The 11,928-nt window shown below is 55.0% G+C and carries 9 protein-coding genes and 1 pseudogene; 5 read left to right on the plus strand and 5 right to left on the minus strand.

Features of this window, described 5'->3' with window-relative positions; genetic code table 11:
• Positions 1-581 precede the first annotated feature (581 nt).
• The gene (locus tag C2L66_RS39800) at positions 582-2,009 is read left to right on the plus strand and encodes an AAA family ATPase (protein ID WP_060611116.1); all 1,428 of its coding nucleotides are present in this window, start codon (positions 582-584) and stop codon (positions 2,007-2,009) included.
• Between the two features lie 859 nt (positions 2,010-2,868).
• Here C2L66_RS39800 and C2L66_RS39810 read toward each other — a convergent pair.
• From C2L66_RS39810 to C2L66_RS39835, 4 genes and pseudogenes are all read right to left on the minus strand, one after another.
• Positions 2,869-3,150 (minus strand): annotated as a pseudogene (locus tag C2L66_RS39810) (IS66 family transposase); the annotation flags it as partial.
• A 550-nt stretch (positions 3,151-3,700) separates the two neighbouring features.
• Entirely contained in the window at positions 3,701-5,281 is a 1,581-nt protein-coding gene (locus C2L66_RS39825) for an SCO family protein (RefSeq protein ID WP_060611119.1), read from the minus strand.
• Positions 5,282-5,290: 9 nt separating this feature from the next.
• Positions 5,291-6,208, minus strand: coding sequence for a hypothetical protein (locus C2L66_RS39830; protein WP_060611350.1), 918 nt, complete (start codon positions 6,206-6,208; stop codon positions 5,291-5,293).
• A gap of 26 nt (positions 6,209-6,234) precedes the next feature.
• A complete protein-coding gene (locus C2L66_RS39835) occupies positions 6,235-7,473 on the minus strand; it encodes a tyrosinase family protein (protein ID WP_060611121.1) in 1,239 nt (412 codons plus the stop codon).
• 512 nt (positions 7,474-7,985) lie between these two features.
• On the opposite strand from C2L66_RS39835, the gene C2L66_RS39840 reads away from it, so the two are divergent.
• The 4 genes from C2L66_RS39840 (at position 7,986) to C2L66_RS39855 (ending at position 10,892) form a co-directional block, all read left to right on the plus strand.
• Positions 7,986-8,180 carry a hypothetical protein gene (locus tag C2L66_RS39840; RefSeq protein WP_060611351.1) on the plus strand — a complete coding sequence of 65 codons (195 nt, stop codon included), beginning with the start codon at positions 7,986-7,988 and terminating at the stop codon, positions 8,178-8,180.
• An 11-nt stretch (positions 8,181-8,191) separates the two neighbouring features.
• Positions 8,192-8,926: a hypothetical protein gene (locus tag C2L66_RS39845; RefSeq protein WP_233445126.1), complete on the plus strand. Its 735-nt coding sequence runs from the start codon at positions 8,192-8,194 to the stop codon at positions 8,924-8,926.
• The gene (locus tag C2L66_RS39850; RefSeq protein WP_082670601.1) at positions 8,923-10,011 is read left to right on the plus strand and encodes an NAD/NADP octopine/nopaline dehydrogenase family protein; all 1,089 of its coding nucleotides are present in this window, start codon (positions 8,923-8,925) and stop codon (positions 10,009-10,011) included. The genes C2L66_RS39845 and C2L66_RS39850 overlap by 4 nt, the downstream gene beginning before the upstream one ends.
• A gap of 260 nt (positions 10,012-10,271) precedes the next feature.
• Positions 10,272-10,892 (plus strand): phytanoyl-CoA dioxygenase family protein, encoded by a 621-nt coding sequence (locus C2L66_RS39855; RefSeq protein ID WP_233445153.1) that lies wholly within the window; start codon positions 10,272-10,274, stop codon positions 10,890-10,892.
• A 41-nt stretch (positions 10,893-10,933) separates the two neighbouring features.
• Here the strand turns inward: C2L66_RS39855 and C2L66_RS39860 are convergent, their stop codons facing one another.
• Entirely contained in the window at positions 10,934-11,875 is a 942-nt protein-coding gene (locus tag C2L66_RS39860) for an NAD/NADP octopine/nopaline dehydrogenase family protein (protein ID WP_233445127.1), read from the minus strand.
• Between the last annotated feature and the right edge of the window lie 53 nt (positions 11,876-11,928).

An 11,928-nucleotide genomic window follows, 5' to 3' on the forward strand; every position in this document is an offset into this window, starting at 1 on the left:
GTCTTATCAACCTTCCCTGGCGTGCTTGTGCCGAATTTCACGCAGTACCGCACGCCGTCTGAAGACTGCCAAGCTCGTCGCCCAACCTTAGCCAGCGTCACCCTGATCGGCGCGACGCTGCGCTTGCCCCACAAAGTCTTGTGCTCAGCGCGAAGCCGTGACCTATCTGCTTTGCAAGAAACTGTAGCGGTTTAGACCGCTTCGCATTGCCAGTCCCCAGTTGGCACAGGCCACGCCGTGCAATAAAATTGGGGACACATGGATCCGACTTTCCTTCCCGTGATTTACCTCTGCTTACTGCCGCTAAGGGTCAGATTTTGATTTGCTTTCGTCCTTGCGAAACTTTGCGGATTTGGACGTGTGCGGTGCGGAGCAAAGGGCAACTTCAAGAGGGCTTCGCCTCCTGATGGGCGCCAGATCATTGACAGCAGTAGCTTTCGTTATCGCTTCACTGTCCGGCCTCGCGTGCTTGGAACAGATAGCGATACGGTACAATCGTAAGATATCCAGCGCCACCGGCAACTACCTCGCTCAACGCGATCCAGATACGGCGCAACTCGATTGTTTTTGGAAGAAAGTACATGAAGATCGAGAAACTCGAGCTTAAAAATGTCTCACAATTCGAGTCGCTGGACGTCGACTTCGCCCCCCAAGACGGCCCGCTATCAAATGTCACGATCCTCATCGGCATCAACGGCGCTGGCAAAACAACGATTTTGCGGTCGCTTGCTACCGCGCTAAGTTGGTACGTGGCCCGCGTGCGCAGTGACAGAGGTAGTGGGCAACCGATCCCTGAAGCGGTTATCCGCAACGGTGCCAACGCGGCCTCGACAACGGTTACGCTCATCGATGATTCAGAACGGATGTCGTGGACCGTGGCCAAGGTTCGTCCTGGTCGTAAAGCAGAGCTTGCCTCTCGAATGGAAGCAGCGAACAAGCTAGCGGACAGATACAGACATGCTCTCTCCAGCGACAAAGCCGAAAGCCTGCCGCTGATCGCTTTCTACTCCGTCGAACGGGTTGTGCTCGACGTACCATTGCGCATCAGAGGAAAACGCACTTTTAGACAGCTCGATGGCTATGATAACTCTCTCAGTCAGGGTGTAGATTTCCGTCGATTTTTTGAGTGGTTCCGCGAGAGAGAAGATTTTGAAAACGAGTCAGGCATTACGAAAGCAATCGATGCTATCGCGACAAACAAACCTGAAGATCTTGGGAAGCTTTCAGAGTTTATTAAGAACGGAAACCATCAACTGGATACTTTGCAGACCCTCGATTGGAAGGGTTTGCAAGAGTTATTGAAGCAGGCGCAGGATGCATTTTCGCTCGTCAATACCATTAGAAAAGGCGGGCTCGACTCCCAGCTTGCGGCTGTCCGGACAGCAATAGAAGCATTCATGCCTGGATTCAGTAATCTGCGGGTGCGCCGAAAGCCCAGTCTGCACATGTCAGTTGAGAAAGATGGGCGTTCGTTCAACATTCTGCAACTATCTCAAGGTGAGAAATCACTGATGGCGCTAGTTGGCGATATAGCTCGCAGGCTGGCCATGATGAATCCAACGATGGACAATCCGCTGCTCGGGGATGGTGTGGTACTGATCGATGAAGTTGATATGCACCTGCATCCGCAGTGGGCTCGCAGCATCGTCGAGCGTCTCACGACAACGTTCCCGAACTGTCAGTTCATTGTCTCTACGCACTCCCCGCTTGTGATAAGTGACTGCAAAGATGTTCTTGTGTACGGGCTGAACAACGGATCACTCACCACCATTCCTTCGCAATATGGGCAGGATGCGAACACCGTCTTACTGGACGTAATGGACACACACATTCGCAACGCCGAAGTCGCAAGGCAGCTGAATGACCTTCTCGACCTCATACAGGATAACAAGTTGGCCGATGCAAAAGCGTTGCTGAATAAGTTGAGAGCGGAGCTTCCTCAGAGTAATCTTGAACTGACCAAGGCAAGTCTGCTGCTGCGAAAACGGGAGCAACGTGCGGAAAATTGACAAAGGTCGAGAGCCAGAAAGCCTTCGACTGTTCAAGCGTAACAATCCTAACCTCTACTACAAGGACCTAACCGAGGTCGAGCGCATTGATATCCGGAACGCATGCACGAGAGAGCAATTTTATCTTTGCGCGTACTGCTGCCAGACTATCTCAGGGCAGTCGACCGACACGATGAACGAACACGTTGAGCCTCAAAGTCTAGCGAACACACGAACTGTCGATTTCTCCAACATTGTCGCGAGTTGTAGGAATCAGAATCAGTGTGACGCTGCACACAAGAATGAGTTGCTCACACTGACTCCTTTCATGCCAGAGTGCGAGACTGAGCTTCGATTCAAGTTTAGCGGCAGGGTGGAGGGCCTCACTGACCGGGCGAAAAAGACGATCAAAGTCCTGAATCTTGGGGATGATGAGAGCAACAACAAAGCGCTAATCGAAAAACGGAAACAGATCATCGACGGACTTATCTGGCAAGAATATGGAGATCCTCAACATCTTCAACTTGAAGATGATCAAGATGTTTTGGAAATCCTCCTCGACACTTTGAACGAACCTAAGGATGGTCGCCTTGAGTCGTTCTCTCCCGTGCTGCACGGTATTCTTCGCGAATTTCTGTCCGGCTTTTACGGGCGTTAAAGGGGGATGAACAAGGTTCGTAACTATGCTCTGCATTATGCTCTGCAGCGCATAATTGCGAATCCCGGCCGACCCTCTTAATCGCGACGACGCTGGCGTCGTAGTGCGGGACACCGTCCGGTGTCGCGGTGCACCCGCTGAACGCCTCCAGTCGGCAAGTCGACACGAAGACTCCCTGTCCGGATTGTCCAAGGACGAGATCGAACGGATCTTTTCTTTTATTGTCTCGTCTGCGTGCAGTACACCCTGTTGCAGGATTTCCTGATGGAGCGCGTCGACCAGCGGTTGCAGTTGCACGCCGCACATGCCGACCCAGGCGCCCAGTGTCGATCGCGGTATCGCCAGACCCGCGCGCGCAAAGATCTGTTCCTGTCGATACAGGGGTAAGTGATCCGCGTATTTGTTGACCAGCACCGACGCCAGCAGTCCCGTGGTGGGGATGCCCTTGTCGATGTCGTCTGCGGGCACCGGCGCCTGAATCAGCGTTTCGCAGTTGTTGCATACCCTGTCTGGCGTCAACTAGAACTACCGTCGGTAGTTCTAGTTGACGCCAGACAAGCGCCAGTTCCTGGCGCCATGGTGGTGTGCGGCGGCTCGCCGAGCCGTAATCGCGCGCCGCGCAATGCAGCACCTACCGGTTGTCCCAGATCGCGACATCGCCGGCATGCCACTCGAAACGCGCCTGCACTTCGGGCGTCTTTGACCAAGTCATACAGGTAGTTGAGCACGCTCTGGCTCGCCGTCTTCGACACGCCGAGCGGATGAGCTTGAAGACCTCGCAGCCGCGATTGCCGAAGACCAGTTTAAACAGAAGACTGCCCGGTACCGCTGTGCGACAGGAGAAATCTGGTCGGGCGACGGGGAGATACCTCAATGGCTCAAGCAAGCCATCAGCGCAAGACAATCAGTTGCAGCACTTGGCTGCCGAGTGCCCAGCGCCGGCGATGACCGAGACGCGTACGAAGGTAGATTGGAGTCAAGACCCATTTGCAGGCAGCAGACTTGCGGCTGTGCAGCCGTCACATCGCGAAACTTAACGATACGCTCCCGGTGATCAAAATCGCCCAGTACGCATCCGGCGCATCATACGTTCATGCCACGCATGCTTCCGTAATAAAGCCTCAGCGATTGACCCGATTAGGATAAGCGCAGCGCCGAAATTCATCGCGGTCACGTACCCGAAAGAGAGACCCGGGCCGATGAGCATTGCAGCACCCGTGAGTGACCATGAAAGCGTCGACCATTTTTTCCGAGATCGGGCAAGCCATGCGAGCGCGGTTAAATTTACGATCAGAAGCAGCAGGATTGCCGGCCACGCCTTCTCCCAGCCTGGCAAATACGGCAAGGCAACCAGCCCCGTGCCGCTCAGGTACGTCGCCCCACAGATCGGGCATTTAGGCAACATAGCCAGTAAAAGCGCCCAAAGACTCGGCGCCATGCCAGCGATCGCAGTTCCTCCGCTGCCGTCCGTCCCCTTGACGATTTGCCCCGCCTCTTTCGGCATCGAACGTATTTCGTTCACGAGATCATTCGGATTCCAACTTAGCCGCACATATGTCACACGTATTCTGCCCAATGCATCGAGTACAAAAACCTCAATGCGATGACGATTGACAATCGGACCGACGAAGTTCACACCTGAACCAAAATAGTCTCGTAGAATCTCCCTGCCCTGCATTGTCCTTAGCAACCTACAGTTGTCCTTCGGTACAAGACTTCGGCTTTCAGCATAGCCTCGCAACCTGTCAGGTAAATCGAATTCCGGATCATAGGTAATAGCCGCGAGGTGGACCGACTTCCTCTCGTCGACCGATTCAAGTAAGCGCTGGACCTGAGCCAGCTTGTTCACTGTGAGAGAGCATTTTTCCTCGTTGTCGCAACGTGTATAAAAAAATGCGACAATGCTTGGCTGACCCACAAAATAATCTTCCCATGAGACGCTCAGGCCATGCTGGTCTTCGAAACGTACGGTGGATATAAGCGTTTCTGGGCGCCCAAGAACGGTGCGTTTGCGCCAAGTCAGCGGTAGATCGCAGCAACGCGTACCATTTGCAGAGCCTCGGACCTCCATCTCACGCAGAACCTCCCGTATGGTCTGCCGGTGGTCGTCGGTTAGAGGACAAGCGCTACCATCCGCTAGCTCTTGCAAACGCGTACGGATGCCATGCGCATGAGGTGCGAGCCACCGAAGCGTGAAGAGTGCCTCGGTCAGCGCCGAACCGGAATTCTCGAATTGCGCTGCACCTCCCCACGTCGACAGATCGACCAAATCGTCCCGTCGAGCGAGCGTCTCGATTGATCGTAGCAGGATCGGCGCGAACGCCGGGCTCCGCGTCTTCGCGCGCCTTAGCGCGCGAGCAGCCGCTGCAAGAAGGTAGGGCTGCTGCCCAGTCTCGAGTTCCTCCAGCACGAAAGGTATCGCGTCCTCGTCCAAGTCCGCCTTCCCAAGCTCGACCATTACCCAGCCTCGCCTGCCTACGACCTCTGCCGCGCCACACTCGGAGTATCCCGGGTGCTCCTCCCTCAATAAAGCAAGCAACTCCCGTGTTCGAGCGCCGTGATCCTCCAGCGCAGCGGCGGCGGCCACATCCGCTTTGAATTGCTCCTGCGGCCATCGGGAGGGACCAAGCGTCACGATGATCCCTCAATCGTACCGGTTCTTAAACTTTACGGCAGCGGCCCGGAGTCCTGTATTGGTCTCGCCACTCGCAATCTTCTGAACTGCGTCTCGCAGCGCGGCATCCGCAGTCACGACACCTGGATTTCCGAAGTGTTCCAAGGCGGTTAGACTGACCGTTCGAATCTCATCGCTTTCACTATCGTCGAGCGCCATTTCTCGGGCGATCTTCTGCATTCGCTGAGGCTCCAGATGATTGAGGGCACCCGCCGCAATTTGACGAATGTCCGTTGCCTCCTTCTTGTCTCGAAGAACTCGCTCAAAAAGATTCACAGATTTACCATCAGCTGCCAGAATGCGGAGTGCTTCTCGTCGCGCCAGTTCATTCGGAGGAGCGCTCTCTATCTTCCTAGCCACTTCGTACGCCCCCGCGTGAGGATCATAGCTGAGCAGTTGTAAGGCTTTTTCCGGCGGCAACAGCGCGTCTTTACTGCCGTCCAAGCCTGCCAACAATATCGCCTGCGTGTCGGTGTCGTGTTCACGAGCTAAGAAACCAAACGCGCGCTGACGGATCTCCATGTCCGGATCGTTTCGCAAGCCGCGCAGGACCGCTATGTAGGCAGCACGGTATGGCGCAAACGCTGATGGATCAAAGGTCGCTGCTTGCAATTGGGACAATGCATTGCTGCGTAAGACGGAATCCGCGGTTTTGTCCTTCAAAAGAGCAGCGACCTGGTTGAAAGTCTGACGATCTCCTACCACGTTGTTGCCAATCTGGCTCAAGGCCTGAGTCCGATCCTTGAGCCGTGCCGACGTATCGAGCACTGTGGACAGAAGCTTAGCGACACTTGTGACCGTTCGTCCGGCTACGACGGTCGAACTCTTCGTGGCGACCTTGCGCGCGGCGAAATTGGAAGATTTGTACTTGACCTTATTTGCAGGCATGGTAGTGCGCTCCATGTAAGATGGAATCACGGCAAGGGCACGTCGTCATATGCAAATCCTAGCTTTGCCGAGCCATTCACCACCCCCTGAAAATCAAGCATATCCCTAACGAGCGGACTTGGGCCGGGTGCCGAAACGCTGGATGAGCCAGCCATAGGACCGCCAGGGGCAGTCGACGGCCGTGGTGGTGTCACGATGCCATTCCATGGCCACAGCGTATCATTAAGGTTGTGTCCCGCAAGCAGGCTCGTCGGCGTCGGTCCGGAGTCGTAAGCAGCGTTCAACTTCGCATCATATCTTCCCGCCTGCGACTGCCATTTGGCCCACAACCTGTCGACATTGCAATGCAGCAAAAAGAACAGCGGATCTTTTGCCGCTGTCGGGATCGACGAAATGCTGCCTCCAAAATAATTTACATGGGCGGACCCGTGAGGGTTGCCCTGCATGATCCTGAATTTTTGGTACGAACTCCCAAGCGCCAGCGTCTGCGTTTCTGACAAGATGTTCGGGTCGGCTCGTGCGCCCGGACTCGCGCCCAGCTGGCGCCGAAGAATTCCTTGCACGCCGTCGGTAGCCCAAAACTGCAATGGGTTCGCGGGACCGAAGCGTACCGTTCCCAGAACATCCGGAACGCCAATGAAGTCTGTGGTGAAAAGATTCGGTGCACGCCGATCGAAACGCCAGTACGGAATCGTCACTGCTGGATCGATTGCTTGAAGTTCGCGCTCAAGATCCAGCAGATAAGCGCGGTGCCAAGGCAGGAAGCCGGGACCGCCGTGTGCCTGCGCATCAGCCAAACCGGCGACGTGCATATTGCGAAAGTCAACGAATCGTCCCGTACCTCTGTTATTGAGTTGAGCCATGGCTGAGACGAAACGGTCGCGCTCAGCCACGGTAAGTTGATTCGCGTCCTTGCGAATTCGTACCATAACGGGTAATCGACCAAGCTCTAAATCTGAGTCGCTCACCACGATACTCACGTCACCATCGGCCTCACTAGGAACGCCAAATTTTCCTTGGACATAAAGGATGACAGAGGTGCCGTTCGTGGGCATCGCAAGTTTCAGAGTGGCCGTGTAACGGCCGTTCTGTGTCGCGCAAAACCGTACTGAGCCACCATTTGGCCCGCGGTCTTCGGAAATCGTTACGGGAATGTCAGGCCCCTGTGTGGCATCGAGAAGTCTAAGCCGCAAAGGTGCTGCGGCCCACGTGAGATAACGGGCGGAGACGTCACCGCCGTTGTTGATGGAAATGTCGATTCGCATCCCAATACCTCACTCTCTTTTAGTGGTCGAACGTCGCGAACACTGCTTGTCCCGCATCGGCAAATCCGACGATACGACTACGAATTCACAGATCGAATTCAAAGTTCTGCCGTTACCTTACCCGCGTCCTGTCCAAGGCTGGATAGTGATGGCGATTAACCCACAGACCGGTAGCCACTGACTCCCATCCATATTGGTATACGACATCGCTTCCAATATGTGGTGTAACACACACGGAATCTCTGAACAGTTAAGTGTTCGGAATTGTGTCAGGACTCTCGCGCTGACACTTCCGGGGGTCTATTAATAGTAGCAATAACGTAATGGGAAGTCGGCCATTACTAAGATCAACAGATTCAGCTTCTCGAAATCCAAGGCCAGTGCCCATTCTGTCTCGCTTCCGAACTGCCACCGCTCTCTGGTCGCTTGACTTTGCTTTCTTCATCACCTAGAAAACCACGAGGAGAGCATTCGTTTAGTGGAAGCATTCTTCTCACAGCGTGGAGGTCAACATGGCATACGTGATCATCGCTTCAAAGGATATTCAAGACATCAGAGACCGTCTGAGCGCAAGCCAGCTGACCGAGGACGATGTGAAATTCCTGGATCTGCTTCTGCAAAGAGCTCATCGCGCTGCTGAACTCCAAGTCGCGGCAGGGCGACTCACCGTCGACCGCCTTCCGATCGGGCTCGACCTCGTTAAATAGGCGAGCGGATCGTGGATAAGACGGTGATTAAGGGCATTCCGAGTTCGCTCGACGTCTTTCAGAAAGCAGTCGAAGAGACTTTAATGGAGGAGGTACTTCGCTTTTTTTCCGAAGTTCCTCGCGCAGGGCAATTGGTCGATCCAGCACTTGAGTTCGACACAGGTTACTATCTCGCCCATCGGATCGAGACCATTCATCGCATCCGTATGACAGCTCACACGGATGCGCTAGCTTTGGCAAAGATGATCAACGAGGACTACGATCTCGCTTGTCGATGGGGCGATTACATCGTAGAAGAGATGAAACACGATCGCTTGTTCCTCGAAGATATCGCCATGCATGGCTATTCCACGCAGGAAATCATTGAAAGCGATCCGCTACCATCGACGCTTGCGCTCATCGAGTATCTCGTAGATCGAATAAAGACACTCGGCTCATTACCCGCCGTTGCGTATTCGATCTTTGTCGAATGGAACTCCGCGCGGACCTCTCGCGCTGCGGTTCAACGCGCGGCCTCGGTATTCGGGGAGCAATATGTGCGCGGCGCGAATGCTCATCAGGAAATCGACGAGCGTGAGAACCATTACGAAGAGATGATCTTGATCGCTCACCGACTAACGTTGCAGCGCGGAGGCGTCACTCTCGTCATTCAGCTTTTACGAGAGATAACGAGCTTGCTGCAGTCTACCTTCAAGGAGCTTGATCAACTGAAGATTACACCGCGCCGCGCATCAACCGCATTATGAGAGTCGCTATTTGCGGTGGTGGCAGCGTCGCGATCACTGCAGCGGCCGTTCTGGCGGCACGTCCCGACTTCGATGTCACCGTGTTGACGCGCCAATCGGCGAACTGGGCGGATGTCTTAACCATTCATTTCGGCGACGATCTCCGTCTCATCGGCAAGGTCCGGGTGACGAACGATCCCACTTGCGCTGTCGAAACAAGCGAATGGGTTCTGCTCGCAGTACCCGCCTATGCGCGTGGCGACATTCTTGAAAAGATACGCCCTCATCTCGCTACGGGCGCATGGGTAGGGTGCATTGGTTCCGCTATCGGATTCGATTGGCTGGCGTCACGCATGCTCCCTCGTGACGCACGCTATTTTGCACTAAGGCGCACACCATGGATTGCACGCACGGTCGAACGCGGAAGCCTCGTTCACGTCACCGCAGTGCGTCCCCACGTCGATGTCGCCGCACATCCATCATCGGAACTTACCGCGCTGGCGCCTGCACTCTCGGATGCATTCGGAATCGACTTTCGCCAGGGAAAAAATTTTCTTGCGTTGACCCTCGGCTTCGACAACGCAACTTTGCATCCACCGCGACTTTACACATTGTTTTCCACTGCCGACTCGGTCACCGCTTCCGACCGATTCTATGGATCGTGGGATGATGCCGCTAGCGATTGTCTTCTCAGCCTCGACGATGAACTATCCCGCATTCGGACTGCCTTCGACATTTCAAACGATATCAGCGCTCGGACTCACTTCAGTGTCAAGTCTTCTGCGGAACTCACGGCATTAGTCCGCTCGATGTCGGCCTTGGAACACATCACCGTTCCAGCCCTTGCAAGCGGCTATCCAGATCTCGAATCCCGTTTTTTTCAGGAGGATTTTCGATTCGGTCTCGCTATTCATGGGGAAATCGGCCGACTAGCCGGTGTGAACACACCTACGTTGAACAAGATCATCAGTTGGGCTGAGTCGCTGCTGGGCATATCATTGAGCTATGGAAGATCGCATTCCTTCGATCCTCGTTCCCATCCGCCGTTTCCGCAATCATTCGGACTCTGCAGTGCCGATGCGCTGAGAGCGAGTACGACATGCTAAGCTTCCCGCCGCCTTCCGCGCTGACACCCGCACAATCGGCACTTCTGCCTACACGCGCCGATTGCGAGTCATATGCACGAAACGGATGGTACGTAAGTCGAACTATCTTACCATCGGCTCTGCTCGACGCCGCCGAAAGCGATATAACGCGATATCGACAAGGCGAACGCGACTCGTTCATTGCCGAGCAGGCGACTTTGTGTGATTGGCACGAAGGCCTATCCTTGGCTATTCGTATCAACGGCTACCTGTCATTGCAGATGCGCGCGATACGCGATGTGGTCGGCTACCCGTTGCTTGCCGCCGTGGCAGGATCGTTAGCAAGTACCACCGAAATCCGTCTGTTTCACGATCGGCTGATAGAGAAACGTGGAGGACTCGCGCCCCAAGCCACCGCGACGGGTTGGCACACCGATACAGCTTACTGGGGAAACGCTAGCTCTACGGAGCTTCTCACAGCGTGGATCCCCCTTGCAGACTGCGGTCTTGCCGAAGGTACTTTGGCAGTTGTGGACGGCAGCCATCGCTGGCCGACGATCTCGTTGCAAAGACGCTTTCTGACACCCGATGGTGAGGGGCGAGTACCACTCGAACTAGTCCCGCCAGGCGTCAACCCTCACGTCCGCGTGCTGCCCGTCGCACGAGGCCAAGTAATCTTTCATCACAGCCGAGTCCTACATCGAAGCGTGCCAAACCTAGGGGCAAAGGCTCGGAAGGCGCTTGCTGTACATCTGCAGGATCGTACCAATCGCTATCGGCAATGGATGCAGGACAACGGCAGGCGCGCTGCGCATTCGAATGAACTGTTATGCAGGTCAACGCCGCACGGCGAGCCAGATTTTTGCGATCCAGCTGTGTTTCCGATTCTCTGGCGCGCATGAATCCACTTAAAGTTGCGCTGCGCTTCACAAGGCTCGAATCTTCACCTTAGGACTTCGACGAGGTCCTTTGCATCGCGCACTCCGAGCCGTTGCGGGACCGGCAAACTTAGGGCATCGACCGCGATGTTTCCGCCGGCGTCAAGCCAAGTCTTCTTCATCCAGCTTTGTGCCCAAGAGATCACCTCGTCGAGCATGGGTGTCGAAACCTTTACTATTTCGGCGAGTGCACGCTGAATGACGATACCGTAGGGAATATCCTCAGTAAAGTAGTAAGTGTGCAGATCGGGGGTCCACCCACCATCGACTTCTCGCATCGGAACGGGTCGGTCACGTAGTGCTGCGATGCGCCTGATTGTTTCCGTTACTTCACTTGATGTTTTCACACCGTAGTGCTCAAGCAGCGTCTGCCTGTCTGACAGGTCCGTTGGACAACTTGCGGCTATCGCCTGAAGGTCCGATTCGCATGCTAGATACACCCTAGAGGCAGGTTCATCCCACTCCTCATAGAATTGAGGACGATGCCTCCAGACTAAGTCGGATGTCTCGCGAGTCCACAGCGAATACAAGCGGGACGGATGAAAAATCGGATTGGAGTTGCTCAAGCAGACGTCAAGGAAGTGGTTGAGCGGCTTCGTTGGAATGTTGAGCATGGCTTGTAGCAATATCGCAGCTTTCGGTGCTTCGGCGCTTGGGACAGTAGCCACGAACAATTGCGGACGGATGCCGGACACCCAAACCACTTCGCCATAGGAAACGACTTTGCGGACATACGGTACGCGCTGCAAACCCAACACGCGCTGATCAGGTCCCAAGACAAGGCGCGCGGTCCAAATAAGACCGCCGAAGCCGGGAACGCCCGCAAGCCACGTCCCGCTATCGAGAAAAGGCGCGATTCGCCTAAGCGTAGATTCCCGCGCCATATGGGGAATTGCGAGAATGACCATTTCGGCGTCGGTCACTACATCCGCAGGATCGTCGGACACTCGGTACAGTTTCCCGAGCAGTTCAGCCTTGTTGAGATAGATCAGCCGGACGA

It is taken from the genome of Paraburkholderia caribensis (genome assembly GCF_002902945.1).
Lineage (GTDB): Bacteria > Pseudomonadota > Gammaproteobacteria > Burkholderiales > Burkholderiaceae > Paraburkholderia > Paraburkholderia caribensis.

Coding starts and splice junctions, on each gene's coding strand:
- C2L66_RS39800 (WP_060611116.1), top strand. CDS start 582: ATGAAGATCGAGAAACTCGAGCTTAAAAATGTCTCACAATTCGAGTCG.
- C2L66_RS39840 (WP_060611351.1), top strand. CDS start 7,986: ATGGCATACGTGATCATCGCTTCAAAGGATATTCAAGACATCAGAGAC.
- C2L66_RS39835 (WP_060611121.1), bottom strand. CDS start 7,473: ATGCGAATCGACATTTCCATCAACAACGGCGGTGACGTCTCCGCCCGT.
- C2L66_RS39830 (WP_060611350.1), bottom strand. CDS start 6,208: ATGCCTGCAAATAAGGTCAAGTACAAATCTTCCAATTTCGCCGCGCGC.
- C2L66_RS39850 (WP_082670601.1), top strand. CDS start 8,923: ATGAGAGTCGCTATTTGCGGTGGTGGCAGCGTCGCGATCACTGCAGCG.
- C2L66_RS39855 (WP_233445153.1), top strand. CDS start 10,272: ATGCGCGCGATACGCGATGTGGTCGGCTACCCGTTGCTTGCCGCCGTG.